This is a genomic window from Acidobacteriota bacterium, assembly GCA_009838525.1.
Taxonomy (GTDB): Bacteria; Acidobacteriota; Vicinamibacteria; order Vicinamibacterales; family UBA8438; genus VXRJ01.
Genome location: VXRJ01000028.1, coordinates 50,734 through 76,036, shown reverse-complemented (window position 1 = coordinate 76,036; position 25,303 = coordinate 50,734). Strand labels below are relative to the sequence as shown.

The following is a 25,303-nucleotide window of genomic DNA, read 5'->3' as shown; positions in this document are numbered from 1 at the left end:
TCGTCTCCCCACCTGCTGATCCGTTCCGAATGTTCGTCGACGAGGTCGACATCCGCGTGGCAGCCGGCGACGGCGGCAACGGGTGTGTCAGCTTCCGCCGCGAGAAATTCGTCCCGCGCGGCGGTCCGGACGGTGGCGACGGCGGACGGGGCGGTTCGGTCTGGCTTCGCGCCTGCAACCATCTCAATACGCTGGTATCGCTCAAGTTCCATCCGCTGTGCCGCGCCAAGCGAGGCGCGCATGGCGAGGGCTCCGACCGGACCGGCCGCTCCGGCGCCGATCTGTACGTGGATGTCCCGCCGGGCACGATCGTCTACGCCATCGACGAGGATGGCGACGCCGTCGGGCCGCTTGCCGACCTGACGGACGACGGCGAGTCGTGGCGGGCCGCGGCGGGCGGACGGGGCGGGCGGGGCAACCGGCGCTTCGTCAGCTCCACCAACCGGGCGCCGCGTCAGGTGGAGAAAGGTCTGCCGGGCGAGCAACGCGCGCTCCGGCTTCGCCTGTCCCTCCTCGCCGATGTCGGCCTGGTCGGCTTTCCGAATGCGGGGAAGTCGACCCTGATATCCCGCGTGTCGGCGGCGCGTCCCAAGGTGGCCGACTATCCCTTCACGACCCTGACGCCCCACCTCGGCGTAGTGAGCCTGGACGACGAGCGGAGTTTCGTCCTGGCCGACGTGCCGGGACTGATTGCCGGCGCGCACGAGGGACATGGCCTGGGACATCGCTTCCTCCGTCACCTCGAACGGACCCGCGTGCTCGTCCACCTGATTGACGTCTCTTCCGGCAGCGGGCGCGATCCGGTGGACGACTTCGAGACGATCCGCAACGAGCTGGAGCGCTTTCCCGCCGGCGCGCCGGTGGCGACGCCCGGCGGAACGTCCGGCGGAACGTCCGGCGACGCCGTCACGGCAACGGCGCCGGCGCCGGATCTCGCGCGAAAGCCGCAACTGGCCGCCGCGACGAAGATGGACGCGCTCGATGATGACGAGCGCCTCGCGCGGCTGAAGGGTCATCTCCGGGCGCGGTCGGTTCCCCTCTATCCGATCTCCGCCGTGACCGGCGACGGGGTGCCGGCGCTGCTCGAAGCGATGTGGTCGACCATTCACGGATCCGGAGAGGAGGCGCGATTCGCGTGACGCGGCTCGGGATCCTGGGCGGAACGTTCGATCCGGTGCACTACGGGCATCTCGACGCGGCGGTCGCGGCGCAGCAGGCGCTTGGGCTGGATGAAGTGCGGTTGATGCCCTCCCGGGAGCCACCCCACAAGACGCCGTTCGATCAGGCCGGCGGCGACCACCGGCTGGCGATGGTCGCGCTGGCCGTCGACGGCTACGAAGCGTTGCAGGCGAGCGACTTCGAGTTGCGCGCGCCTGGTCCGTCGTACACGTCGGTCACGCTGCGACGCCTTGCCGACGAGCAGGGGCACGACCCCTCGCGGCTGTTCTTCGTTCTCGGCAGCGACGCGTTCGCCGACATCGGGCAGTGGTACGACTATCCGGCGCTTCTCGACCGGGGTCACTTCGTCGTCGTCTCGCGCCCCGACGCCACCGGGGCGCCGCTCCGCGAACGGATGCCGGAGTTGGCCGGCCGTATGCAGGCCGGGCGCCCACCCGCCGAGGGCGCGCCCGCCATCTGGCTGGTCGATGCCGGCACGCGTGACGTCTCGTCGTCCGAAATCCGCCGGCGCCTTGTCCGGCGCGAGCCGCTCGATCACCTGCTCCCGCGCGCGGTCGCCGACTACATCGTTCGGCACGATCTGTACGCAGCGCACGACAACGGCACGGATCCTGCATGATGACCCGGTTGTCCCGCCTGCCGGACGCGGTTCGTGAAGCGGTTGCGGCGATGGTCGACAAGAAGGCGCTCGACATCGTTCTGCTCGATCTCCGCGAGGCGGGCGCATTCACCGACTTCTTCGTCGTCGGATCGGGGCGGACGACGCGTCAGGTGCAGGCGATCGCCGACGCCGTCAACGAGCGGCTGCGGGCAATAGGCGCGCGACCGAACCATGTCGAAGGCTACGACCATGCCGAGTGGGTGCTGATCGATGGTTTCGATCTCCTTGTCCACATCTTCACGGTCGAAACCCGCAACGTCTACGGTCTCGAGCGGCTCTGGGGCAACGCCGGCCGCATCGCCGTTCCGGAAACCGGTCTCGACAGCGCTGCCGTCGAAGAAAGCTCCGCACTCGGCGAACCGTCCACCGACGACGACGACAGCGTCGCAGGCGGCGGCTGAACCGTCGCCGCCCGGCCGGCGGCCCTACCCGCGGCGCCGGCTCGACGTCCGTTACGGACTCGACGTCCGTTGCGGACTCGACGTCCGTAGCTCACTCGACGCCATCCTCGCGGTTGTCTGGGCGTCGCGCTGCATTGCCTGCGAGCGGGCGCTCGACTCACCGACGCGCGGTGTCGTCTGCGCCGCCTGCCTGCGGCAGATCCCGCGTCTCTCGCCGCCCGTCTGCGGCCGTTGCGGCCTGCCGGTGAGCGCGGCCGACCTCGGTGGGGAGGGCGACGGCGCCGCGACCTGTCGCACCTGCCGGCGGGGCGGTGGACCGTTCACCCCGCGCCGTGCCGCCGGCCTGCATGACGGGCCGCTCCGGACGATGATCCACGCGCTCAAGTACGGTGGGCGCCGCTCGCTCGCCCAACCCCTTGCCGCGATGCTCCGCGAGGCGGCGGACGACTGGCTGCGCGCCGCCGACGCCGTTGTTCCGGTGCCTCTCCACCCGCTCCGGCGCTGGCGGCGCGGCTTCAACCAGGCGGACGACATCGCCCGCCGACTCGGCCGCCCCGTCATCCGGCCGATCCGCCGGGCGCATCACACCCGTCCGCAGATGGAACTCCCGCGCAGCGTCCGTCTCCGGGCGGTTCGTGGCGCGTTCAGGCTCGTGCGCCGCTACGCCGGCCGCGCGCCCTCGGCGGTCCGGGGACAGAGGCTCCTGCTGGTCGACGATGTGATTACGACCGGAGCAACGGTGGAGGCGTGCGCCACCCTGCTGCGAGAGGCAGGCGCCGCCGACGTGCGCGTGCTCGGCGTGGCCCTTGCGCCCCAGCGCGGCGTCCGCCAGCGCCCCGCCGAAACGTGCCGGTCCGAAACGCAGCGCCTGATGGTATGATGAAACATCATACTCTTGCGACGATGCCAAAAGCCAAGGTCGCCGTCACCCTGGACGCCCGGTTGCTCAACCAGATGGACACGCTCGTGTCAGGAGGGATGTTCAGAAACCGCAGCCAGGCAGTGGAATCAGCCCTGGCGGAGAAACTCGGCCGACTCGCCCGCACTCGCCTGGCGACGGAATGCGACAAGCTGGATCCGACCCACGAACAGCTTCTTGCGGACGAAGGCATCGCAGGTGAGTCGTGGCCCGAATACTGAGGGGCGACGTCCGCTGGGCGAATCTGAACCCGGTTCGAGGCCACGAACAGGCCGGCCAGCGTCCTGTCGTCGTCCTCAGCCACGATATCTTCAACGAGCGATCGGGCACGGTAATCGCCGCGGCCCTGACCAGTCAGGAACCGCGCGCAGGCTTCCCTCTGACCCTGCGGCTCCGTGCATCAAGGCTCCCCAAGCGTTCGTGGGTCAAGATCAGCCAGATCCGAACGCTCTCGACCGAGCGCCTCGGTCGACGCCTCGGGCGGGCATCCGAGGAGGAGCTGGCCGTCATTGTCGAGGGCCTGATCGAGATCATCGGGTAGACGAGGCACCCCGTTCAGCCGGCATGCACCGCCCGAATGTAGTGCGGGGCTCACCTCGGACCGCTAGGGTAGCGCCGGCAGGCGCGGCTCGAGCGCCGTGGCGAGGGCGGTGGCAACGTCGTCGGGCGACTGTTCGCCGTCGATCCGGATCCAGCCGGATTGCGCGGCAAGGCGCTGATAGCTGACCCGGACGCGCGCGAGGAGCGCGAGATCGCGCTCGTAGCGGTCGCGTCCCACCGCCTTGCGGGCCATCGCGGTCTCCGGCGCGATGTCGAGGAAGAACGTCAGATCCGGCTGCGGCAGGTAGATCTGCAGGTTCTCGAGCCACGCCGGGTCGAGGCCATGCGCTTCGCCGTAGGCGACGGCGGAGGCGACATACCGATCGAACAGGACGATGAGCCCCCCCGCCTGCCACCGGTCGATGTCGGCCTTCCGCTCGAAGCGATTCGCTACATACAGCAGTTGCATCGTTTCCGGGCCGTACTCCCGCTCGCCCTGCAGCGCGCGGGCAATCTCCTCGCCAATCGACGTTCCGTAGTCGGGAAACGACACCACGCGCGACCGGTAGCCGGCCGCCCGCAGCCGGTCGCGCAACTCGCGCGCCTGCGTCTCCTTGCCGCTCTGATCAAGCCCCTCGATCGCTACGAGCATCGTTGTCGCGCTCCGTTCCCGGCGCCGTCACAGCTCCGACGCCATCATTTCGTCGACGGACTGCCGGCGGCGAATCAGTGTCCACGCTCCGTCCGCGATCAGCGCCTCGGCCGGCAGGGGATGGCGATTGTAGTTCGAGGCCATCGCCACCCCGTAGGCGCCGGCGTCGCGCACCAGGATCCGGTCGCCCACCCGCGGCAACGGCATCCTCTGACCGAGGCCGACCACATCCGTCGTCTCGCATATCGGTCCGACGACATCGCAGGTGACGGGTGAGCCGTCGCGCGGCTGCAGCAGGTGCAGTCGGTGCGCCGAGCCGTACAACGCCGGGCGGAGCAGCTCGCTCATGCCCGCGTCGAGCACGACGAAGTGACGTCCGTCCGCCTGCGGCTTGACGTCGACCACGGTGGCGATGAGTGCGCCGGTCGGACCGACGATCCAGCGGCCCGGCTCGACGAGCAGGGTCAGCCCGGTTGGCCGGACCGCATCGACCAGCAGTCGCGCGTAGGCGTCGACCGACGGCGCCTCGGCCGCGTCGTAGGCGATCCCCAGTCCGCCGCCCAGATCGACATGCGCGAGCGGAACGCCGTCTTCCTGCAGCCGGTGCGCGAGCCGCGCGACCGCTGCCGCGGTCCGGCCCAGCGAATCGAGGTCGGTGATCTGCGATCCGACATGCGCGTGGATGCCGACCAGTTCCAGCCCTTCGTGCGTCGACGCCTCGCGCGCGATATCGCGGGCGTCGCCCATCGGCACCCCGAACTTGTGGGCCCGGCCGCCGGTCGCGATGCCCGGGTGGGTATCGGCCTCGATGTCCGGGTTCACGCGCAGGGCGACGCGCGCCCGCACGCCCCGCGACGCGGCAATGCGTCCGATCCGGTCCAGCTCCCCGGCCGACTCCGCGTTGATCGTGCCGATGCCGAGGCGCACCGCATCGGTCAGCTCCGCCTCCGTCTTGCCGACGCCCGTGAAGACGATCGCGTCCGGCGGCGCCCCCGCGCGCAACGCCACGCCTATTTCGCCTCCCGAATTGGCATCGAACGAGCTTCCCGCCGCATGCAGCAACCGGACGACCCCGAGCGTCGAGTTCGCCTTCATCGCGAAGTGGATCCGATGCGGCCACTCGCCGAGCGCGGCGTCGAGGGCCCGGTAGCGCGCGACGATGCCGGCCGCGCTGTAGACGTAGAGCGGTGTGCCTTCGGCGGCAGCCACGGCCGCCAGATCGACGCCATCGCAGGTGGCTGGACGGTCAGGGGAACAGTCGAATCCGTCCATGGGTGTGGGGGATGGCGTCGCCAGGAGCCCGTGGTGAAACCCCGCGGCCGCCATGAATTGTACACTTGCCGCACGTGTCCGACGCGCTGACGCCCCCGGTCGCCGACGAGACCGACGCACTCATCAACGCCTGTCTCAGCGGCGACCAGCACGCCTGGGAGTTGATCGTGCAGCGCTACCGCCGCAGGGTGTTCCACGTCGCCTACCAGTTCGTCGGGCGCCACGATGAAGCGGAAGACCTGACCCAGGACATCTTTCTGAAGGTATTCAAGGCGCTGGACACGTTCGACCGGCGCGCCAATTTCAGCACCTGGATCGTCAGCGTCAGCCGCAATCTCTGCATCGACCACTACCGGCGAGTCCGCCGCGAGCGCGAAACGGTAGACCGGCGGGTGGACGCGAGCGAGCTCTCTCCCGTTGCCACCGGTCTCGACCCCCACGGACGGCTCGAACGGTTCGACCGGCGGGCGCTGCTGCGCGACGCGCTCAACGCGCTGCCGGAGACGCTGCGGACGGCGGTAATGCTACGGGACATCCAGGAACTGTCATACCAGGAGATCGCCGCCCGCCTGCAGGTGCCGGACGGGACGGTCAAGTCGCGCATCAACCGGGGGCGCCGTGAACTCGCGCGGCACGTGGTCCGGCTGGAGCGCAAGCGGGGAGGAGACTCATGAACCTGACGACGGACAGAGTCGGCGCGGCCGTGGTGGTCCGTGTCGGCGAACCGAAGATGACCTACCAGGCGCTGTCCGGCTTCGCCGACACGGTCAGCGCCCTGCTCGCGGGCGGCGACCGGCGCCTGGTGATCGACCTCTCGCGGGTCGTCTACGTCGACAGCGCGACCATCGGCTGCCTGATGGATCTCTACCGGCAGGCCGACAAGCTGCAGGGAACCATCAAACTGGCCGGCGTGCAGCAACGGGTCGAGACGATGCTCACCATGACCGGCGCGCATCGATTCCTCGCCCTGCATCCGGACGAGTCGAGCGCCATCGACAGCTTTGGGGAATGACGATGCGCACCATCACCACGAGTTCCGGAACGAAAATTGCGCTGGATGGCGACCTGCTGGCGGTGCTCGAAGCGCTCTACCGCGAGATGCACGCACGCCACGGCCTCGACTACAGCTTCGAGGACGTGATGCAGGAAATCAGTCAACTGATCGACCAGATGACCGTGGACGAGCGGCGCACGTACCTCCTCGAGAGCCTGTTTCTCAACTCGGTGACGTACGAGAACGAGAAGCTGGACGCCTATATGCGTAAGCTGCCGGCGGAAGAAGGATCCGGCTGAAACGGATCCGGGCAAGAACGGACGGACCGCGTCAGGTCTTGACCGGCTGGGTGCCGGTGACGGTTTCCGGAACTGCGGCTTCCTCGGGGGCCGGTGCGAGCGGCGCGTCGACCAGATGCCAGGCATCCGATTCCTGGAGGATCTTCTGCGCGAACCCGGCATGCAGCGCGTGACCCGCCCGATGAGCCACGACATGGCCGATGATCGGGTGGCCGACCAGCGCCAGATCGCCGATGACGTCGAGGATCTTGTGGCGGACGAACTCGTCCTCGAACCGGAGCGTGTTGTTCAGCACGCCGGTCTCGCCCAGCACTATCGCGTTGTCGAGCGAGCCGCCAAGCGCGAGGCCCTTCTGGCGCATCTGCTCGACCTCTTTCAGGAAGCCGAAGGTGCGCGCCGGCGCGATCTCCTCGGCGAACGAATCCTCGGTGATCTGCTGCGTCCGCGACTGGTGCCGCAACAGCGGATGATCGAAGCTGATGCTGTAGGTCACCTTGAAGTGATCGGACGGATAGACGGCGATCCGCTTGTCTCCCTTCGAGAGGACTATCGGCCGCGCCACCTTCAGGAACCGCCGCGCCGCGCTGAGCGTCTTGACGCCCGCTTCGTGGACGAGGTAGACGAACGACGCCGCGCTGCCGTCCATGATCGGCACCTCGGCCGCGTTCAACTCGACCGTCGCGTTGTCGACGCCCAGACCGACGAAGGCGGCGAGCAGATGCTCGACGGTGCCGACCGACGCCGCGTCCTGCGTAAGCGCGGTGGCGTAGGAGAGGCTGGAAATGCGATCCGCCTCTGCCGGCACTTCAAGGCCGTTGAGATCCAGCCGCCGGAAGCGAATGCCGTGATCAGCGGGAGCAGGCTTGATCCGAAGCGTGACCTTCCGACCCGAGTGCAACCCGATGCCGGAGCACGAAACCGTCCGGCTAAGTGTTCTTTGGGGCGTCATTCCTGCCGGCCGTCTTCCACCGCGAACCCAAGCGGTCTGGCAAGCGTTGCTGCTCCTGCTAATGACCTGAGCCAAGCGGGCAGTAGCGACACCGCCACTGCCGTTCCTCCCCAATTTCGATGTGTTTATACCATACTCCGGGGTCTCACAGCCACTTTGCGCTACGCGTTTTTTCTGACGACTGCTCATGACTACCCCCATTGGCACGCGGCGCTACCGTACAGCTCTTGATCAGTGCACCAAAGCCGGACGGAGACAGGCACCCGTGAGCGAGCCCGCCTGCGCCGCTACCGTTTCCGGTGTTCCCGCCGCGACCACCATGCCTCCGTCGGCGCCGCCGCCCGGTCCAAGGTCGACGATGTGGTCCGCCGCCTTGATGACGTCGAGGTGGTGCTCGATGACAACTACGGTGTTTCCCTGTTCCACCAGCAGGTTCAGCACGTCGAGGAGGCGCTTCGTGTCCTCGAGGTGCAGCCCCGTGGTCGGCTCGTCCAGAATGTAGAGCGTCCGCCCGGTGCTCCGGCGCGACAGCTCCTTCGCCAGCTTCACCCGCTGCGCTTCCCCACCGCTCAACGTCGTCGCGGACTGGCCCAGCGTGAGGTAGCCGAGGCCGACGTCCTGCAGCGTCCGCAGCTTCGTCGCGATAGACGGAACGTTCTCGAGCAGTTGCGCGGCCTGGTCGACCGTCATCGCCAGCACGTCGGCGATCGAAGCGCCACGATAGGTGATCTCCAGCGTCTCGCGGTTGTAACGGCGCCCGCGGCACTGCTCGCAGGTGACGTAGACGTCCGGGAGGAAGTGCATCTCGATGGCGATCAGACCATCCCCCTGGCAGGCCTCGCATCGTCCTCCCTTTACATTGAAGGAAAAGCGGCCCGGCCGGTATCCGCGTGCGCGGGCTTCCGGCAACATCGAATAGATCTCTCGGATGAACGTGAACAGACCTGTATAGGTGGCCGGATTCGATCGCGGGGTCCGTCCGATGGGCGACTGATCGATCTGGATTACCTTGTCAATCCGGTCGATTCCCTCGATGGCGCTGTGAGCCCCGGGATCCGCCGCCGCCCGGTAGAGCGTTCGCGCGAGAGCGCGATAGAGAATGTCGTTCACCAGCGTCGACTTTCCCGATCCGCTGACGCCGGTGACCGCGATAAACACGCCGAGCGGCAGCTCGACATCGATGTCCTTGAGGTTGTTCGCCCGTGCTCCGCGGATCGTGATCGCGCCGCCATTCGCCGTCCTGCGCCTCGACGGCACGTCGATGGAGCGCGCCCCGCGCAGGTACATGCCCGTGAGTGAGTCGGTCCCGGCCGCCTCGAGCGCCGCCGGCGCTCCTTGGAAGATGACGTGACCGCCATGCTCCCCGGCGCCGACGCCGAGGTCGACAACGTAGTCGGCGGCGCGAATCGTCTCCTCGTCATGCTCCACCACGACAACCGTGTTGCCCAGATCGCGCAGCCGGCCGAGGGTGGCCAGAAGCCGTTGATTGTCATGCTGGTGCAGGCCGATCGACGGCTCGTCGAGCACGTAGAGGACGCCGGTCAGGCTGGCGCCGATCTGGGTGGCGAGCCGGATCCGTTGCGCTTCGCCCCCCGACAGGGTCGCCGCGCCGCGCGCCAGCGACAGGTAGCCCACACCGACGTCGCAAAGGAAGCGCATGCGGTCCCGTATCTCGCGCAGCACGCGCTCGGCGACCTGGGTCTCCCGCTCCGTCAGCTCGAGAGCGTCGAACACGGCCAGCGCGTCGGTGATCGACAGGTTGACGCAGTCGGCCATCGTCCGGCCCTTGACCCGGACCGCGCGGCTCTCCGGCCGGAGGCGTTCGCCGCCGCAGGCATGGCAGGCGCGCCGCGCACGGTAGGCCTGCAGCGCTTCCTGCTGCGCCCAGGTAGCCGCGGCATAGCGGCGGCGCAGGTTCGGCACGACCCCTTCGAAGTCGGCGCCGAACGGATCCGTCCGAAACCCGCGGGCGCGCCGTGCGCGGGGCGTGGCGCCGGACTGGCGGACGGCGTCCTTCGGGCCGAAGAGCAGCAGGTCGCGCTGCCGGCGCGGAAGCTTGCCAAAGGGGCGGGCGAGATCTATGCCGTAGTACTGCGAAAGGCGCGACAACGCCTTGCGAACCGATTCCCGGTCGCCCCCGGCCCAGGGCTGAATCGCTCCGTCGTCGAGCGATACCGATGGATCCGGCACGATCCGGTCCGGGTCGAAGTCCTCGATCACCCCCAGTCCCTGGCATTCCCGGCAAGCCCCGTGCGGCGAGTTGAAGGAGAAAGCGCGAGGTGACAGCTCCGGCATGTTGATGCTGCAGGCCGGGCAGGCGAGGCGGCGCGAGAACAGCCGGTCGCCGCCGCCCAGGGTATTGATGATGACGACGTCGTCCGCCAGCGTCAGTGAGAACTCTATGGCCTCGGTGAGCCGCCGCCTGGCTCCCTCGCGCACCACCAGGCGGTCCACCACGACCTCGATCGAGTGGTTCCGCCGCCGGTCGAGCGAGAACTCTCCCTCCAGGGGGCGGACCTCGCCGTCCACGCGAACGCGTGTCAACCCGCGCGCGCGAAGCGCGGCGAGTTCCTTCCGAAACGCCCCCTTGCGCCCGCGGACGATTGGCGCGAGGACGTTCACCCGCTCTTCCGGCGGATTCGAGACGATTGTCTCCACCATCCGCTCCACCGACTGTGACGTGATCGCCCGGCCGCACGACGGGCAGTGCGGGACGCCGATGTTGGCGAAGAGCAGGCGGAGGAAGTCGTAGATCTCGGTGACCGTGCCAACCGTCGAGCGCGGATTCGATCCGGTGGTCCGCTGCTCGATGGAAATCGCGGGCGAGAGCCCGTCGATCTGATCGACATCGGGTTTCTCCACCTGTTCGAGGAACTGGCGGGCGTAGGCGGAGAGCGACTCGACGTAGCGCCGCTGTCCCTCCGCGTAGATCGTGTCGAACGCGAGCGAGGACTTACCCGATCCCGAAAGCCCGGTCACCACGACGAGCTGATCGCGCGGCAGCCGGACGTCGATGTTCTTCAGGTTGTGGACGCGCGCACCCCGGACATCGATCCAGTCGTGCGGCTCCCGCGGTGTACCACTGCCAGGACCCATCGGCGAATGCCCAAACGGTCCATGCTACCACGCGTACAGGGTGTCGCCGGATGCCGCCACCATCGCGCCGGAGCGGTCGAACGTCACGCCCACCAGGTCCGGCGCGGCCAGGACCCGCGTGCGGGTCCCGTCTTCCGCCAGCCGGTAGACGGCGCTCGCTCCGGCCAACGCCTCGACGACATGCAGCCTGCCCCGGGGGTCGAAGGAGAGACCCTGCGGCCGGCCGAAGCCGGTCGCGATGCGGTCGACGGCGCCGGTCCGATCGATCCGGTAGACGCAGTCCTGTGTGGCAAGGGTCGGTCCGGTGACGTACAGCCCGTCATCCGGACCCCATGCCAGATGGAACGCAGCAACGCTCGGCGGGAGCGTGGCAAAGGGTGTCGCCCGGCCGGAACTGCCGATCCGGTAGACGGTGCCGGACCGGTCGCCGACATAGAGCGTCCCGTCGGGACTGAAGGCCAGACCGCACGCGATGCCGAGATCGCCGGCGAATCGATGAAACGCGCCGTCGTCGGCAACGGTGTACACCGTGCCGTCCTGGCGGCTCGAGACGAACAGCCGCCCGTCCGGAGCTACCGCGAGCGACGTGGCATTGACGATGCCCTTGACGAATGGCTCGCGAAAGCCGTCCTGCCGGATACGGAAGACGGAGACCGGTGTCCGCTCGCCGCGGGTGCCGCTGTAGGTGGCGTACAGGGCGCCGTCGAGCCCGACTACCGGGCCGTCGACCTGGTGGAGGCCGGTTGCCGCCACGCGGCCGATGTCGATGAACACCGCACCGGCCCGATGTCCGTTTCCTATGTGAACCGGGGTCCGTCCACCCTCCAGGCCGGATGGAACGAGCACTTCGACCGACCGCCGGGACATCTGGACGGCGCGCGCCGGCCGGTCGCCGAACCGGATGCCGGGGAGCATGCCGTCCGAACCGTCCGGCAGCAGGCCCTCTCCCTCGATCACGACCCGCCCCCCGGCGACCGCGCGCGACGGCCGGAGGGCGGCGATGTGCGGCTCGGACATGCTGGCGGCCAGGCTCCTAAGGCACCAGCCGGCGGATGACGCCGTCGTGCTTGTTCAACAGGAAAACCTGTCCGTCCGGTCCGGGGTCGATGCGCACGTCGGCCCGGGCTGCCGGATCCCGGCCCTGACTGACGTTCTTCTCCTGAATCACCTGCAGCAGCGTCTTCGTCCCGGACCCGTGACGGAGCAGGACGCGGCGCATCGCGTCCTGGCCACCCTCGGGCAGATGGTCCGCTGAAAAGTAGAAGACCTCGCCGCTCGGACCGTCTCCGAAGAGTACGAGGTTTGCAAGCTGCGGCAGGGCGTCGTCCCGGTAGACGACGAGGCCGGTGGCCATCGAGCTGCGCTGAAAAAGCGGATCGAGCTGGCCGTACTCCACTACCGGGTACGACAGGCCGGCCTCGCCCCGTGGATCGACGAGGCTGACCTCCTGGCGGCTGATGAACCGGAAGCTCCCCTCCCAGTCGTTCCAGCCCAGGTTTCCGCCCCGCGGCACGAGACTGACCTCCTCGACGATGTTCTGGCCGATGTCGGCCATGAACAGATTGCCGTTCCGCTCGTCCCAGGCGAAGCGTTGCGGATTGCGCACGCCGTAGGCGTAGATCTCGGCGAGGGTGGCGGGGTCGCCGTCGCTCGCGAACGGATTGTCGGCGGGGATCCCGTACTGCCCGTTCGTGCTGTTCGTTCCCAACGGGTCGATGCGCAGGATCTTGCCGAGGATCGAGCCGAGGTCCTGCGCGACGTCGAGAGGATCGCCGCCGCTGCCGCCGTCCGCCGATCCGACGTAGAGAAGGCCGAAGTCCGGGTCGCCGGGCGCCGCGAGCGGATTGAAACCGAGCTGCCCGCCGTTGTGATTGCGGAACGGCTGCTCCATCCGCAGCAACTCGCGGGGCGGGCCGCCATCGTAGACCGCCGCCGCGGGATCAGTGGCGGTCCACTCCAGCAGGATCGTGTCCTGGGCGTCGGAGCCCCCGTTCGGCACGAAATCCGCCGGCGGCGCCGTGTTGCTCGTATCGGTGTAAGTGTAGAGCCTTCCGTACCCCGGCGCGCCGGACACGCCGAACTGCGGATGGAGCGCGAAGCTCTGGAACCCGCGCTCCCGGCGGGACGCCTCGACGGCGAGCCCCCAACGCGGATCCGTCAGATCGAGATACCGCGTCACCGTCCCGCCGTCGTAGCTGACGGTGTAGACGAGGCCGCGCATGTCGTTCACGAACAGGCGCCCCGTCGCCGGTTCGTCCACCAGCCGCATCATCCGCGCCGCCTCGCCGTCGACGAACGGCAACGAGGCGAACTCCTCGACGCCGATCGTGATGACGCCGTCGGTGGCAGGAATCGGGTCCCGGAACGGATCGTTGGTGGTCTGGCCGGTGGCCGCCGCCGCCGTCAGCAACGCCACCGCCGCGGCGCCGAGACGCACGCTGATGACGGACACGGCGCAACTATACCGGATGCCCCCTCTGCTCGATGGACGTGGGGCGGCCAAGGGGAACGCTGAATCAGGTCTCGTCGAGCTCGACGTTCCAGTAGAGATAGTCGCGCCAGCTCTCGGGTGCGTCGCGGAGGCCGAACGTCAGCCGCACAGTCGGCGACCGGGTCGGCCGCTTGGGTGTGCGGATCACGCGCATCCCGGCCTGGGCGGGCGTCCGGCCGCCCTTCCTCCGGTTGCATCGGATGCAGGAGGTAACGATGTTCTCCCAGCTCTTGCGGCCTCCCTGGGAGACCGGCACCACATGGTCGAAGGTCAGGTCTCCGACCGGGAACTCCTTCCCGCAGTACTGGCAGGCGTGATCGTCGCGCGCGTAGATGTTCGCCCGTGAGAACGGCACTTCATCGAGCCGCCGCTTCATCGTGATGTAGCGCAGCAGACGGATGACCGACGGGAGTCGGAAGGTAACCGAGACCGAGCGGATCTCCCGGTCGTACTCGGAGACCACCTCCACCTTGCCCTGACAGAGCATGGTGATCGCCTTCCGCCAGTCGACCACCTTCAGCGGTTCGTACGTCGCGTTCAACAGCAGCGTCTGTTCCACCGTCTGCCTCGTTCGCCCGTTCAGCCCCGTCCGATCGCTACCTGCAGAACCAACAGCCTGTGGTGAAACCCCGCTGCATTCGAGCGGCGACGCATCCCGCCTGAACGGCGTTGCTCCTCGGGCAGGTACTTAACCGCCGATTCTGAACGACGCAGCGCCGCGGTGTCAACATTTCGGCTGTGTAACACATTGCACGCGCGTGAGTTAGCTGTCCCCCCAGGAGCATGCGCGGAGAAGTCTCGCGCCAGCGGAACTTCCAGCGCGCCCGCCCGGGCGCGACTGCAGTCCGTCGCCGACCGGTCCGATACTCCGGACGATGCGGGGATACGCCAGCGCGGGAGCAGTCTGCCTGATGCTGCTGGGCGCGGCCTGCGCCTCGGGCCGGGGTCCTGCTCCCGCTCCGTTCCCCCGTCCTGGGATGCCGCCGAGCTGGGCGCCGGCGCCGGTTGTGACGGATCCCGGCAACGCGGGCCGGATCATCACGACGGCGCTTGCCCTGCAAGGCTCGCGCTATGTCGCGGGAGGCGCGGCGCCGGGGGGCTTCGACTGCAGTGGCTTTACCCGCTATGTCTTCGGACGGCATGGCGTGACCCTGCCACGGACCGCCGCCGAACAGTACCGCGAGGGACAGGCGATCGCTCGGGATGATCTGCAGCCGGGCGACCTCGTCTTCTTCGCGACGACCGGAGGGGGGGCGTCTCACGTCGGTCTGGCGATCGGCGACGGGCAGTTCGTCCATGCCCCGAACCAGCGAAGCGCCGTCCGCATCGACGCGCTCGACACGCGCTACTGGAGCCAGCACTTCCTCGGGGTGCGCCGCTACGCCGCCGGCTCCTGAGGAGGCCGTGCGATCCGTCGGGGTGCGCCAGGGGCCCGGCCCTCTAGCCCGGCGTCACGATCTTGATGATGTCGCCCGGCAGCGGCTGCTCGTTCACCGGGAAACCGTTCATGATGGCCAGGGTGGGCGCCGTGACGATTTCCTCGCCGACGCGTTGCGCGATGCTCTGCCAGGTCTCGCCTTCGCGCACGGTATGGATGGCGATTCGGTTCGGGCGGATCGCGTCTGCCTCGGCCACCGTCAGTTCCCGGAACGACCGGATGCTGGCGTGAACCTCACGCTCCACCCGGTCGAAATCGCTCACGGGCACGAACGCGCCGAACAGGTAGATCAACCCGCCTGACCGGACGCAGGCGACCCGCGCCACGGTTTCCCCCATGCCCCGGATGTTTTGCGTCCAGGTGCCCAGATAGGCATCGAGTCCGTTGATGTCGGTGCGCCCGCCCTGCACCTGGCGAAATCCGGCCGACGTCATCTCCGCGTCGGCGATTTCGGGCAGTCCGCGTCCGGTGTCATCCGCCAGTTGCAGCAGCATGTAGCGGTCCTGGCCCGGTTCCCGCGCCACCACCACCTCGGGGCTGTTCTGCACCTCCCAGCCCGGGGGAAAGGAGAACGCGAAACGCATCTCCGGGTGAAGGAACTCGCTGCCCCGGACGATCCCCTGCTCCGGGTTGTCGCCGAACATCAGTCCGTCGATGCGCCGCAGGTAATCCTCACGCGCCACGCGCAGCGCGGCCGGGTCGGGTGTGTCGGCGAGAAGGCTGTCGACCGTACCGGTCACGCCGGCCACGCGGTCCAGCGGGTCGGGGTGGGTGGCGAGCCAGTTCGGCGTACCGCGCCGGTCGGTCGTATCCGCGATTCGTCCCAGCGTCGTCAGCATCCCCGCGACCCCGCGCGGATGCCAGCCCGAGGCCGCCGCGTACTCGGCCCCCAGCCGATCCGCCTGCCGCTCGTCGTCCCGGCCGAACCTCAGGAACAACACGCCGAGGCCCTGCGCCGCGGCGCCGGTCATGTCGGGCCGGCCGTACTGGGGACGCATTCCCGGAACGAAGATCTGGCCCAGAATCAGCCCCACCTGCGCGCCGGCGGCGCGGCTGTAGGCCTGCACGGCGTGGCGCGCGGTCACATGGCCGATCTCGTGGCCGAGGACGCCGGCAAGCTCCGCCTCGTCGTTCAGGTAGGCCATCAGCCCGCGGGTGAGGTAGATGAAACCGCCCGGGAGCGCGAACGCGTTGACGACCGGCGAGTCGACCACCGTGAACGTCCAGGGCAACTCCGGCCGGTGGGACACGCCGGCGAGGGAATGAGCCACTTCCTCGACGTACTGCTGCAGAGCCGGATCGTCGTAGACGCCCATCTCGGTCCGGATGATGGCGTCCGCTTCGCGACCCGTTTCGATCTCCTGCCGTTCGCTCATGAAAACCAGCTCGCGGCTGCCGCTGACCGGATTCGTCGCGCACGCCGCCATCGCCGCGGCGGCAACAAGCAAGAGCAGGCAGACGAGCGGCCAGGTGGCGCGCGATCGGGCGGAGGCATGCGCGGTCGCCCGTGGTGAGGGTTTCACGGCGGGTCCCTATGCCACCGGCGCCCGCAACGACTCGAGGGCGGTGCGAAGCTGTTCGATCGCCGCGGGACCGGCGGGACGGAGCGGTGGCCGCGGGTCGCCCGCCGTGAAGCCGAGCATCGTCACCGCCGCCTTCAACCCGGGAATGCCATGCGCCGAGGTGACGAGCCGCGCGATCGGCGTCAGCCGGCGCTGCAGCACGCGCGCCTCATCCAGACGGCCGGCGCGGACGGCGTCGTACAGGTCGGTGCAAAGATCCGTCGCCACCGACGCCACGGCCAGCACGCCGCCGGCCGCCCCCATGACGAGGGCGGGACAGAAGACCGGCGCCGAACCCGCCATGACCGCGAAGTCATCCGGCGTGGCGTCGATCAACGCCGACAGGTAGGTCAGGTCGCTCCCCGATTCCTTCATGCCGACGACGTTCGGATGCTCGGCCAGGCGCGCGACGACGTCGACGGCCAGCGTCACGCCGGTCAGCGCGGTGAAGTTGTAGAGGACGACCGGCGCCGGCGACGCATCCGCCACCGCCGTGTAGTGCGCGACGAACGCCTCCGGGGTGAGCAGCGGCTTGAAGTACGACGGCGTCCGGACCAGCACGGCGTCAGCGCCCAGATCCGCCGCCCGCCGGGCCGCGCCGATCGCCGCGGGCGTCGACTCGCGCCCCGTCCCGGCGATGCAGAGCCGGTCGGGCGGCACCTGCTCGCGCGCCGCCGCGATGGCGGCGTCCGATTCCGCCTCGTCGAGGAGAGGCGCCTCCCCATTCGAGCCGAGCACGACGACGCCGCGGATGCGCGTGGCCATCCAGCGCGCCACGTTCGCCGACATCGCGGCGGCATCTACGCGGCCGCCGTCGTCGAACGGCGTAGGAATGGGCGGGAGCACTCCGTCGAGGCGCATGCTGGTCAGCAATGAAACCGGAATATCAGCGCAAGACGTTGAACAGGTGGCTGTACTTGATGGTCAAGGTGCGGCCGGTGCTCTGCAGCGCCTGCTCGTAGCGCTCCCGGTAGAGCATGCTGCCCAGGTAGTCGATGTCGTTGTAGACGACGAACAGTCCGCTGTTCGCGTCCCGCAGCAGGCCGAAGCGAAGGTTGGACGACCAAATCTCCGCACTGTCGTTGTACTGCACGAGCGCCTGCAGGAACATCCGGGTGCTGAACGAATAGGAAACGCGCAGCCGCGCCAGGTTCGTCGTGAAATGCCCGCCCGGCAGCCGCAGGTCGTTGTAGCTCCACTCGAGTATCGCGTTGAACGTCTCGCCGGCGCGCGCGGCGAGGGACGGCGTCACCGTGATCCGCTTGCCGCCGAACAGGCCGCCGATGATGCTGTTCACATTCAAGCTGACGGGCGCGCCCAGGTTCGTGTTGCCGGCGATCTGCGCCTCGCTGTGGTCGTACACGCCGGGCGGAACCCAAACGGGATTGTCCGGGCTGTCGTGAATCTGGAACGGCTCGAACACTCCTTCCCGCGTGATGTTCACGCCGGTGTTCACCTGGTAGCCGTTCCGCCATTCGAGGTGTTGATCGATATGCGTGAACTGGGACTGGTGCCGACCCGTGTGGTAGTCGAACACCGTGAAGTGGTTGATGTGCGGCCGCCACTCGTGGAGCCCCCACAGGTTGTCCGGGCGGAGGGTCGTGAAAATGCTGCCGTTCATCCGCCGGTAGCTCCGGCGCGCCAGGAATCCGACTTCCGGATTGAAGTTCGGCGCGACCTCCGTGTAGCCGAGACTGAGACGCGCCACTTCGGACTGGTGCTGCGCGCTCAATCCGTAGGCGTGCGTGTTGTCCGCCGGCAGCCCGGTGTCGGCCGGCGAGTAGGTCCGCGCGAAGAACCCTGTGACGGTTCCGCCCTCGCCGATGCCCCAACGCCCGTCGAATGCCGCGGTCCGGTTGTAATCCTGCCCCTGCGCATACCGGCCCCTCGCCTGCCGGTTGACGACCATTACGCCGACATTCGAGCGGTTCGCCATGTCCTGCCGGACGCGGGCGACGGTGAAGTTCTGCTGCGGCGTTCCGATCGTCTCGTCCAGCGGGTTGGCGACCTGCGCCGTCTGCATGTTGAGGAAGCCGACGTTGGTGTTGTTGCCCACCTTTCCCGAGAGGCGTCCACCGCCGATGATGGGTACCTGGCCGCGATCGGCGCTCAGGCCGATGCGACGGCTGAAGAAGACATCGACGGCCCCCGACTGCCCTACCGAGAAGAGGCCGGCGTTCTCCAGAAAGAACGGGCGCTTCTCCGGATAGAACAGGGTGAACCGGTCCAGGTTGATCTGCTCGTCGTCCACCTCGACCTGTGCGAAGTCGGTGTTGTAGGTCGCGTCGAGCGTCACGCTCGGCGTGATGCTGTACTTCAAGTCGGCGCCCCACTGGCCGTCGCGCGAAGTGGCGCCGCTCGCCGCGCGCGTCGTGTCGCCCAGGAAGTACGGGGTTATCTGCAGATTGCGCTGCGCCGGCACGCGGAGTCCCTGGAGCTCGCCGGCGAGGGAGAGGCGGTTGAGGTTGAACTGGCGCGGCATCGGCGACCAGAAGGACTGCTCGTTGCGGACCCGGATGTTGCGCTGGAAGTTCATCCCCCACGTCTGGACTTCTCCCGGGGGATAGCGCAGCGTCCGGAACGGTATGGCGATCTCCGCGCTCCAGCCGACGTCCGTCACGCTGGTCACGACCTGCCACACGCCGTCCCAGTTCACGTTGAGGCCGCCACCGGAGCCACGCTGCTGCCGGCTGTTGCTAGGGCGCCCGGAACCGCCGCCACCGAACCGGCCGCTCCCCTGCCCCTCGTTCGTCACCTGACCGTCGTATTCGACGCCAGCCGGATTGGTGCCGAAAACGAACCCGTTCAGTCCGTCGTGATACGTATCCAGGATGATCTGGAAGCTGTCGGTTTCGGTGAGGTCGGAGTCGCGCCGGCTGTCGGCGACGATGATCGTCGCCGGATCCTCCGTGAAGCAGACGATGCCGAAGTAGAGCGTGTCCTCGGTGTAGACGACGCGCACCTCCGTCCGTTCGGAGGCGGGCTGCCCTTCGAACGGCCGGCTCTGCACGAAGCCTGTTGCGAAAGGCGCATCCGCATACGACCCGTCGCCCAGCACGTCGCCATCGACGATGGGGGGAGCGGAAACCTGCCGGGCGCTGGCCAGCGGAAACCCATCAGCGGTCAAGTCGCGCGCTTCCGGCGCGGTCAGTTCCGCGTCGTCGGCCGACTGCTGCGCCGCCGCGTAGGACGGCAACCCGGCGACCGACAAAGCGCACACTACGGCAACTGCAAGACGGCTGATTCGTACGGTCATCGTATTCGTAGAGACAGGGAATCTAATTCTAGCGTTTCCCGGCCCGTTCCGGGCCCTGCCCGAGTCTGCATCGCCGGGCCGCCCGGTTCAGCTTGAGCGGTCCAGCGGGTTCCGGGTGATGACGTAATCCGCCACCGGCTGGCCGCCGACGACATGCTCGCGAATGACGCGCTCCAGCACGTCGGGATCGCATCCGCCATACCAGGTCCCCTCCGGGTAGACGACCGCGATCGGTCCACGCTCGCAGACGCGAAGGCAGTTGGCTTTGGTGCGCAGCACGCCGCCCTTTTCCGACAGGCCCAGCTCGTTCAGGCGGCGCTTCAGATAAGCCCAGGCCTCAAGCCCCCGCGCCTTGTCGCAGCACTTGGGAATGGTCTGATCGCAGCAGAGGAAGATGTGGCGGCGGGCGACATCCACGCCGACCGCGGTGGCCGCGCGGCGCTGGCTCTCCCGGCTGTCCGTCTCGGCCGCGGACCGGCGTGTTCCCGGGACGTCGGGGCGGAAGGGCTCCAATTGCCGTAGGATAGCACGCGACCGGCAGCGTCCCGGATGGCGCGCCGATGGTCGCAGACAGCGCTGAATCGGTACCCTCGGCATGGCCAGACGCCCCCGTTTCTCGTTCCTCAACGACTGGACATCGGTATTCCTCACCGCGGTGGAACGGGGCGGGAACGCTCTGCCGCACCCCGCCACGCTGTTCGCGATTCTCGCCGGGGTTGTCATCCTCCTGTCGGCGGTTGCGGCCCGGACCGGACTAGAGGCCGTCCACCCCGGAACCGGCGAGACCATTACGCCAATCAGTTTGCTGACGGTCGCCGGCCTGCACCGGATCCTGGTGGAGATGGTGACCAACTTCACGAACTTCGCCCCGCTCGGCACGGTGCTGGTCTCGATGCTCGGGATCGGCGTGATGGAGGCGAGCGGACTGATCGGCGCCGTTCTCCGCCTGCTCGTGCTGTCCGCGCCCAAGCGGCTGTTGACGTTCGTCATTGTCCTTTCCGGCGTCCTGTCGAACACGGCGAGCGAGATCGGCTACGTCCTGCTGGTGCCGCTCGGGGGAATCATCTTCCTCGGCGCGGGGCGCCATCCCATCGCGGGATTGGCCGCCGCCTTCGCCGGCGTGTCCGGCGGTTACAGCGCCAACCTTCTGCTCGGCACCATCGATCCGCTGTTGGCGGGCCTCTCCGAGGAGGCGGCGCAGATCGTCCAGCCAGGCTACGCCGTCAACCCGGCCGCGAATTACTTCTTCATGGTCGTTTCGACGTTCGTCGTCTCCGCCGCCGGCACGTGGGTGACCGAGTCGATCGTCATTCCGCGACTCGGGCCGTACAAGGGCACGGCACAGTCGACCGCGATCGATCGCCTGTCGGACGACGAGAAGCGCGGCCTCCGCTTCGCGGGAGTGGCAGCGGCCCTGTTCGGCGCGCTGCTTCTCTGGGGCACGGCGCCGGCCGGCGGCTTCCTCCGGAACCCCGAGACCGGCAGCCTGCTCCGCTCGCCCTTCCTCTCCGGCATCGTGGCGTTCATCTTCCTGGGAGGGACCTGGATCGGGATTGCCTACGGCGCCGGCGCGCGCAAGTTCAAGAACGACACCGACGTGATGAACGGCATGGGGAAGACGATCGGCACCCTCGGCACCTACCTGGTGCTCGTCTTCTTCGCCGCGCAGTTCGTCGCCTACTTCAACTGGACGAATCTCGGGCTGATCGTGGCGGTGAAGGGTGCGGAAACGCTCCGCGCCTCCGGGCTGGGCGGCATCCCCCTGATGCTGGCGTTCGTGCTGCTGTCGTCGGTGCTGAACCTGATCATGGGGAGTGCTTCGGCGAAGTGGGCGGTGATGGCGCCCGTCTTCGTGCCGATGTTCATGCTGTTGGGCTACTCCCCCGAGCTGACCCAGACCGCCTATCGAATCGGCGACAGCACGTCGAACGTCATCGCGCCGATGATGTCCTACTTCGCGCTGATCGTCGCGTTCTTCGAACGGTACGACAAGACGTCGGGCATTGGCACCGTCGTGGCGACCATGCTGCCGTACACCGTCGTCTTTCTCGCGTGCTGGTCGGTGATGCTGGTCATCTGGATGCTGCTGGGACTGCCGGTCGGGCCAGGGGCTGGACTATACCTTCCACAATGACGGAACCGACGAATGTTGCGACCCGCTGGATTGACGCCCGCGCGCTTCTCACCGGCATGACCTTACGACCTCCCGCCGCCCGTGCCGCCGCCGTGGTATTGGCTCTGCTCGCCACCGCCGTGATCATGCGCCCGGCCCCGGCCGGGGCCCAGGCATCAACCGTTGCCCCGACGTCAGCCGATGGGCAACCGTCAACCGGCGCACAGGCGTCGGCCGACGCACGGGCATCGACGGACGCCCAGGCGCCGGCGGGCGTCCGGATGTCCGAGGTCCCGACGCGGCTGTTCGCCCTCGACTTCGGCCGCCGGTTGATTGGCGTTCAGTTCAATACGATCCACCTCTTCCTGTTACATGACGAGTCGGGTGATTTCAGGACGTACTACGACGCGGAAAGGGCGCTCGCATTGAACGCGAGCCTCGCCTGGCGCCTTGGTCGTCGCAGGCTGGGCGGATATTTCGGTCTCGGCCTCGGATTCTCCAGGATCGACAAGCCGATGACGGTTCAACTCGACGCGCGCGTACCCCATCCCTACATCCTCTCGTTCCCCCGCGAGTTCGAGACCTTCATCACGGGCTTGACGCGACGGGAGATGGGCATAGACGTTCAGGGCCAGTATTGGCGCGCGCTCACCGACCGGCTGCTTCTCCGCGGTTTCGCCGGCCCCACCATCTTCATTGCGCGGCAGGATGCCGTTACTCACATAGGCACCGGCGACGTCATGCCCTCCTTCGACCAGGCATTCCTGACGGGCCACCGCGTTGCCGTCGCCAGGGCGACCAAGTTGGGCTACAACATCGGCGCGGACGTCACCTGGCTGCTCAACGACCGCGTCGGCCTGGGCGGCGGCGTCCGCTACTCCAGGGCCAGCATCACGTCGCACGACATCCCCAGGACACCGGTGCCCTTCGCACTGGGCGGCCCGAATCTCGCGGGTGGCCTGCGCCTGCGCTTCTGACGGGGTGCCGGGAGTCTGGCGCCGGAGCAGGTGCGCCCCCGGCCAGCCTGTGGCAGCTAGCTACCGTGCGCCAGCGGCCGGAAAGAGCTCCATCAGCGCGACCGGATCGACGCGCGCGTCGTTCAGGCGGACCGTCCAGTGCAGGTGCGGTCCCGTGACCCGGCCGGTAGCGCCGACCTTCCCGACGGTCTCGCCCTGGCTGACACTGTCTCCCTCCGCCACGTCGATGGCCGAGAGGTGGGCGAAGTAGGAATAAAGCCCCCAGCCGTGGTCGAGGATCACGACGTTGCCCGAGAAGTAGAGGTCGGCCGCCAGCACCACGACGCCGTCGTTCGGCGCCCGGATCGGCGTCCCTTCCGCCGCGCGGAAGTCGGCGCCGCTATGGGGGCTGCGCGGCTGGCCGTTGAAGACGCTGCGGCGCCCGAAAGCACTGGTCGCCGCGCCCGGCACCGGCCGGAGGAAACCGCCGCTCCACAGCCGCTCGGGGCTCGCCACCGGGAAGATGGCGGCGAGTTGGCGCGCCTCGCGCTGGATCCGCTCGATCACTTCCGCGGGCGGATCGACAAAGCTCGGGTTGACGGTCAGCTCGCGCGTCGGAAACTGCTTCGGTTCAACTTCGAGGGTGTAGGTCCGTTCGTCGACGTTGCCGCCGGCTCCCTCCGCCCGCACCGTTACGGGATGCGCGCCGGCGTCGACCGTCAGATCGACGCCGATCAGGGCGGAGGAGACATTTGCCGGTCCGGCCGGGAAGAAATGGAGGTCCTTCCCGAACGCGGAGCCGGTGAGCGAACGGGTAGGCCCGTCGATCCGGACGTTCAGCACCACCACTTCCCCGGGGTGCAGCGCGCGCGCCCGGTGCGAGATCGACTGAATCAACTCGCCGTCCCCGTTCTGGGCGGCGGCCGGCGCGGCGAGAAGCACGACGAGTGCCACGCACACGAGCCCGTAGCGCAACCGCGGGCAATACCGGCAGCGGCGGATGACCATCATTACGAACCCCCGAACAGCGCCACCCCGAAGACCCGATCCAGGATCACGAGGGCCGTCAGTCCGGTGAAGACCACCAGGCTGAACCAGGCGAACGCCCGAACCGGCGCCGACGGGTAGAACGCGGCGTTGTCCTTCGGGATCACGGTGACGCAGTAGTAGACGTTGAGAAAGTAGATGACCGGCGCAATGAAGAAGGCGAGCGCGGACGAGACGAGCACGAGGTAGACCGGCCGGGGCAGCCCGGCGATGATCAGCACCGCGGCGATCAGCGAGTAGAACATCGTCAGGCGATAGATGTTGTATTCGGAGACGAGCGTCCGGCGGTGGTTGTCCGTGAGCTGTTCGGCGGCGATGCCCGGAAGCGCCGCGGTCGGGCGGAACAGGTTGCGGCAGCAGGCCGCCACGACGCGCGGCCAGCCATCGAAGTAGTTGAAGGCGGTGGAGAACGTCGCGGCGAAGGCGCCCAGCAGGAAGATCAGCATCATGCCGGGGCCGATGCTGTCGGTGAAGATCCGCGCGATCTCCCCGATCACCGCGTTGCCCGACACCTCGCTCGGGTAGAGCCAGACCGCCGCGAGCAGCAGGAAGATTATCGCCAGCACGAACGAGACGATGTGCCCCAGGGTGAAATCCCACAGCCCGATCCGGAACCAGCGGCGACAGTACTCCTGCGCCTGATCAGGCAACTGCGAGACGTCGACGGCGAGGTCTTCCTTGGTCGAACCGAACGGGTCGAAGCGGCGTGCGATGCCCGTGCGCTCGAGCTGCTCGCGGATGCGCCCCATCCCGACCCGCTTCGCCTTGCCCCATTCCGACGCCTGTAGCGACACGTCGATACCAGTTGGCAGGAGGCCGAGGAACGCGGCGATCAGCAGCCACGATCCGGCCGGAGTTTCGACGACGAAGAAACGCCCCATCGCCGAGATCGGCGCCGGCTCGAACAGGTAAACGCCGATGGTGGAGACGAACAGCAGTCCCGCGAACACCTTCGTCGTCAGCTCGACAGCGCTATAGCGTCCATAGAGGATGATCCCCACCGAGAGCACGCCGAGGCCCAGCCCGTACACCCAACTCGGCAAACCGAGCGCCAGGTATTCCGAAAAGACGTAGAAGAGGACCGCGGCGGCGGCGGCGAGGCGCCCCGCCTGCCCGAGGGCGCACTGAATGATCGTGGTGATCAGGACGTACCAGACCGGCCATTTCCCCGGCGCCGTGGTATAGGCATCGAGCATGCTGCGGCCCGTGGCGTTGGTGAAGCGGAACGCCATCTCGAAGCCGTAGTACTTGAAGATGTAGGCGACCGGAATGCACCAGAGGAGCGCGTACTCGAAGCGCCCTCCCGCCGCCGGCGCGGTCACCAGGTGCGAGGTCCCGATGCCGGTCATCATCAGGATCAGCCCGGGGCCGAAGTGGCGCAGCAGACCGCGCGGGTTCGTATCGGGAAGGGGCAACTGGCTGAGCGACTCGTCGGCCTGCGGCTTCCGGTCGCTCGGCATCGCGCCGATTCTAGCAGA

At 68.2% G+C, this 25,303-nt stretch carries 25 protein-coding genes; 12 read left to right on the top strand and 13 right to left on the bottom strand.

Features of this window, described 5'->3' with window-relative positions:
• Nucleotides 1–29: 29 nt before the first annotated feature.
• The 6 genes from obgE to F4Y45_12460 are packed head-to-tail and all read left to right on the top strand — an operon-like array spanning nt 30 to nt 3,701.
• Nucleotides 30–1,139, top strand: a complete 1,110-nt coding sequence (gene obgE, locus F4Y45_12485; GenBank protein ID MXY25326.1) for a GTPase ObgE — start codon at nt 30–32, stop codon at nt 1,137–1,139.
• A complete protein-coding gene (gene nadD / locus F4Y45_12480) occupies nt 1,094–1,798 on the top strand; it encodes a nicotinate (nicotinamide) nucleotide adenylyltransferase (protein MXY25325.1) in 705 nt (234 codons plus the stop codon). Before obgE ends, nadD begins: the two co-directional genes overlap by 46 nt.
• The gene (gene rsfS / locus F4Y45_12475; protein ID MXY25324.1) at nt 1,798–2,241 is read left to right on the top strand and encodes a ribosome silencing factor; all 444 of its coding nucleotides are present in this window, start codon (nt 1,798–1,800) and stop codon (nt 2,239–2,241) included. The genes nadD and rsfS overlap by 1 nt, the downstream gene beginning before the upstream one ends.
• Nucleotides 2,051–3,121, top strand: a complete 1,071-nt coding sequence (locus F4Y45_12470) for a ComF family protein (GenBank protein MXY25323.1) — start codon at nt 2,051–2,053, stop codon at nt 3,119–3,121. Before rsfS ends, F4Y45_12470 begins: the two co-directional genes overlap by 191 nt.
• A 23-nt stretch (nt 3,122–3,144) precedes the next feature.
• Nucleotides 3,145–3,381 carry a CopG family transcriptional regulator gene (locus F4Y45_12465; protein ID MXY25322.1) on the top strand — a complete coding sequence of 79 codons (237 nt, stop codon included), beginning with the start codon at nt 3,145–3,147 and terminating at the stop codon, nt 3,379–3,381.
• The gene (locus F4Y45_12460; protein MXY25321.1) at nt 3,366–3,701 is read left to right on the top strand and encodes a type II toxin-antitoxin system PemK/MazF family toxin; all 336 of its coding nucleotides are present in this window, start codon (nt 3,366–3,368) and stop codon (nt 3,699–3,701) included. The genes F4Y45_12465 and F4Y45_12460 overlap by 16 nt, the downstream gene beginning before the upstream one ends.
• Nucleotides 3,702–3,764: 63 nt before the next feature.
• Here F4Y45_12460 and tmk read toward each other — a convergent pair whose 3' ends face one another.
• Together tmk and lysA are read right to left on the bottom strand one after the other, a co-directional pair.
• Nucleotides 3,765–4,352 carry a dTMP kinase gene (gene tmk, locus F4Y45_12455; GenBank protein MXY25320.1) on the bottom strand — a complete coding sequence of 196 codons (588 nt, stop codon included), beginning with the start codon at nt 4,350–4,352 and terminating at the stop codon, nt 3,765–3,767.
• Nucleotides 4,353–4,379: 27 nt separating this feature from the next.
• Nucleotides 4,380–5,678 carry a diaminopimelate decarboxylase gene (lysA, locus tag F4Y45_12450; protein ID MXY25319.1) on the bottom strand — a complete coding sequence of 433 codons (1,299 nt, stop codon included), beginning with the start codon at nt 5,676–5,678 and terminating at the stop codon, nt 4,380–4,382.
• 2 nt (nt 5,679–5,680) lie between these two features.
• Between lysA and F4Y45_12445 the strand changes: the two genes are divergently transcribed.
• Genes F4Y45_12445 through F4Y45_12435 form a run of 3 tightly spaced genes read left to right on the top strand, consistent with a single transcriptional unit; the run spans nt 5,681 to nt 6,917 of the window.
• Entirely contained in the window at nt 5,681–6,298 is a 618-nt protein-coding gene (locus F4Y45_12445; protein ID MXY25318.1) for a sigma-70 family RNA polymerase sigma factor, read from the top strand.
• Nucleotides 6,295–6,636, top strand: coding sequence for an STAS domain-containing protein (locus tag F4Y45_12440; GenBank protein MXY25317.1), 342 nt, complete (start codon nt 6,295–6,297; stop codon nt 6,634–6,636). The genes F4Y45_12445 and F4Y45_12440 overlap by 4 nt, the downstream gene beginning before the upstream one ends.
• Before the next feature lie 2 nt (nt 6,637–6,638).
• On the top strand, nt 6,639–6,917 hold the full coding sequence (locus F4Y45_12435; protein ID MXY25316.1) for a hypothetical protein: 279 nt from the start codon (nt 6,639–6,641) through the stop codon (nt 6,915–6,917).
• Between the two features lie 31 nt (nt 6,918–6,948).
• On the opposite strand, the gene F4Y45_12430 is transcribed toward F4Y45_12435, so the two are convergent.
• From F4Y45_12430 to F4Y45_12410, 5 genes are all read right to left on the bottom strand, one after another.
• A complete protein-coding gene (locus tag F4Y45_12430; GenBank protein ID MXY25315.1) occupies nt 6,949–8,073 on the bottom strand; it encodes a UDP-3-O-acyl-N-acetylglucosamine deacetylase in 1,125 nt (374 codons plus the stop codon).
• A 24-nt stretch (nt 8,074–8,097) separates the two neighbouring features.
• Nucleotides 8,098–10,962 (bottom strand): excinuclease ABC subunit UvrA, encoded by a 2,865-nt coding sequence (gene uvrA / locus F4Y45_12425; GenBank protein ID MXY25314.1) that lies wholly within the window; start codon nt 10,960–10,962, stop codon nt 8,098–8,100.
• A gap of 24 nt (nt 10,963–10,986) precedes the next feature.
• Entirely contained in the window at nt 10,987–11,979 is a 993-nt protein-coding gene (locus F4Y45_12420) for a hypothetical protein (protein ID MXY25313.1), read from the bottom strand.
• 16 nt (nt 11,980–11,995) lie between these two features.
• Complete coding sequence (locus F4Y45_12415) at nt 11,996–13,414, bottom strand: PQQ-dependent sugar dehydrogenase (protein MXY25312.1); 1,419 nt, start codon at nt 13,412–13,414, stop codon at nt 11,996–11,998.
• Nucleotides 13,415–13,478: 64 nt separating this feature from the next.
• A complete protein-coding gene (locus F4Y45_12410) occupies nt 13,479–13,940 on the bottom strand; it encodes an HNH endonuclease (GenBank protein MXY25311.1) in 462 nt (153 codons plus the stop codon).
• A gap of 388 nt (nt 13,941–14,328) precedes the next feature.
• Between F4Y45_12410 and F4Y45_12405 the strand changes: the two genes are divergently transcribed.
• Nucleotides 14,329–14,850: an NlpC/P60 family protein gene (locus tag F4Y45_12405; protein ID MXY25310.1), complete on the top strand. Its 522-nt coding sequence runs from the start codon at nt 14,329–14,331 to the stop codon at nt 14,848–14,850.
• Between the two features lie 43 nt (nt 14,851–14,893).
• On the opposite strand, the gene F4Y45_12400 is transcribed toward F4Y45_12405, so the two are convergent.
• The 4 genes from F4Y45_12400 to F4Y45_12385 all read right to left on the bottom strand — a co-directional run bounded on the left by F4Y45_12400 (nt 14,894) and on the right by F4Y45_12385 (nt 20,222).
• Nucleotides 14,894–16,414: a M48 family metalloprotease gene (locus F4Y45_12400; GenBank protein ID MXY25309.1), complete on the bottom strand. Its 1,521-nt coding sequence runs from the start codon at nt 16,412–16,414 to the stop codon at nt 14,894–14,896.
• Nucleotides 16,415–16,423: 9 nt separating this feature from the next.
• Nucleotides 16,424–17,314 (bottom strand): dihydrodipicolinate synthase family protein, encoded by an 891-nt coding sequence (locus F4Y45_12395; protein MXY25308.1) that lies wholly within the window; start codon nt 17,312–17,314, stop codon nt 16,424–16,426.
• Between the two features lie 25 nt (nt 17,315–17,339).
• On the bottom strand, nt 17,340–19,709 hold the full coding sequence (locus F4Y45_12390; GenBank protein MXY25307.1) for a carbohydrate binding family 9 domain-containing protein: 2,370 nt from the start codon (nt 19,707–19,709) through the stop codon (nt 17,340–17,342).
• 87 nt (nt 19,710–19,796) lie between these two features.
• Nucleotides 19,797–20,222 (bottom strand): ferredoxin, encoded by a 426-nt coding sequence (locus F4Y45_12385; protein MXY25306.1) that lies wholly within the window; start codon nt 20,220–20,222, stop codon nt 19,797–19,799.
• Between the two features lie 82 nt (nt 20,223–20,304).
• On the opposite strand from F4Y45_12385, the gene F4Y45_12380 reads away from it, so the two are divergent.
• Nucleotides 20,305–21,843: an AbgT family transporter gene (locus F4Y45_12380; protein ID MXY25305.1), complete on the top strand. Its 1,539-nt coding sequence runs from the start codon at nt 20,305–20,307 to the stop codon at nt 21,841–21,843.
• On the top strand, nt 21,840–22,799 hold the full coding sequence (locus F4Y45_12375; protein ID MXY25304.1) for a hypothetical protein: 960 nt from the start codon (nt 21,840–21,842) through the stop codon (nt 22,797–22,799). The genes F4Y45_12380 and F4Y45_12375 overlap by 4 nt, the downstream gene beginning before the upstream one ends.
• Before the next feature lie 60 nt (nt 22,800–22,859).
• Here F4Y45_12375 and F4Y45_12370 read toward each other — a convergent pair whose 3' ends face one another.
• Nucleotides 22,860–23,789 carry a M23 family metallopeptidase gene (locus tag F4Y45_12370; protein ID MXY25303.1) on the bottom strand — a complete coding sequence of 310 codons (930 nt, stop codon included), beginning with the start codon at nt 23,787–23,789 and terminating at the stop codon, nt 22,860–22,862.
• Complete coding sequence (locus tag F4Y45_12365; GenBank protein MXY25302.1) at nt 23,789–25,285, bottom strand: divalent metal cation transporter; 1,497 nt, start codon at nt 25,283–25,285, stop codon at nt 23,789–23,791. The genes F4Y45_12370 and F4Y45_12365 overlap by 1 nt, the downstream gene beginning before the upstream one ends.
• Nucleotides 25,286–25,303: the final 18 nt, after the last annotated feature.

Coding starts and splice junctions, on each gene's coding strand:
- obgE (MXY25326.1), top strand. CDS start 30: ATGTTCGTCGACGAGGTCGACATCCGCGTGGCAGCCGGCGACGGCGGC.
- rsfS (MXY25324.1), top strand. CDS start 1,798: ATGACCCGGTTGTCCCGCCTGCCGGACGCGGTTCGTGAAGCGGTTGCG.
- F4Y45_12470 (MXY25323.1), top strand. CDS start 2,051: ATGGTTTCGATCTCCTTGTCCACATCTTCACGGTCGAAACCCGCAACG.
- F4Y45_12465 (MXY25322.1), top strand. CDS start 3,145: ATGCCAAAAGCCAAGGTCGCCGTCACCCTGGACGCCCGGTTGCTCAAC.
- tmk (MXY25320.1), bottom strand. CDS start 4,352: ATGCTCGTAGCGATCGAGGGGCTTGATCAGAGCGGCAAGGAGACGCAG.
- lysA (MXY25319.1), bottom strand. CDS start 5,678: ATGGCGGCCGCGGGGTTTCACCACGGGCTCCTGGCGACGCCATCCCCC.
- F4Y45_12440 (MXY25317.1), top strand. CDS start 6,295: ATGAACCTGACGACGGACAGAGTCGGCGCGGCCGTGGTGGTCCGTGTC.
- F4Y45_12435 (MXY25316.1), top strand. CDS start 6,639: ATGCGCACCATCACCACGAGTTCCGGAACGAAAATTGCGCTGGATGGC.
- uvrA (MXY25314.1), bottom strand. CDS start 10,962: ATGGGTCCTGGCAGTGGTACACCGCGGGAGCCGCACGACTGGATCGAT.
- F4Y45_12420 (MXY25313.1), bottom strand. CDS start 11,979: ATGTCCGAGCCGCACATCGCCGCCCTCCGGCCGTCGCGCGCGGTCGCC.
- F4Y45_12410 (MXY25311.1), bottom strand. CDS start 13,940: ATGCTCTGTCAGGGCAAGGTGGAGGTGGTCTCCGAGTACGACCGGGAG.
- F4Y45_12405 (MXY25310.1), top strand. CDS start 14,329: ATGCGGGGATACGCCAGCGCGGGAGCAGTCTGCCTGATGCTGCTGGGC.
- F4Y45_12395 (MXY25308.1), bottom strand. CDS start 17,314: ATGCGCCTCGACGGAGTGCTCCCGCCCATTCCTACGCCGTTCGACGAC.
- F4Y45_12390 (MXY25307.1), bottom strand. CDS start 19,709: ATGACCGTACGAATCAGCCGTCTTGCAGTTGCCGTAGTGTGCGCTTTG.
- F4Y45_12380 (MXY25305.1), top strand. CDS start 20,305: ATGGCCAGACGCCCCCGTTTCTCGTTCCTCAACGACTGGACATCGGTA.
- F4Y45_12375 (MXY25304.1), top strand. CDS start 21,840: ATGACGGAACCGACGAATGTTGCGACCCGCTGGATTGACGCCCGCGCG.
- F4Y45_12370 (MXY25303.1), bottom strand. CDS start 23,789: ATGATGGTCATCCGCCGCTGCCGGTATTGCCCGCGGTTGCGCTACGGG.
- F4Y45_12365 (MXY25302.1), bottom strand. CDS start 25,285: ATGCCGAGCGACCGGAAGCCGCAGGCCGACGAGTCGCTCAGCCAGTTG.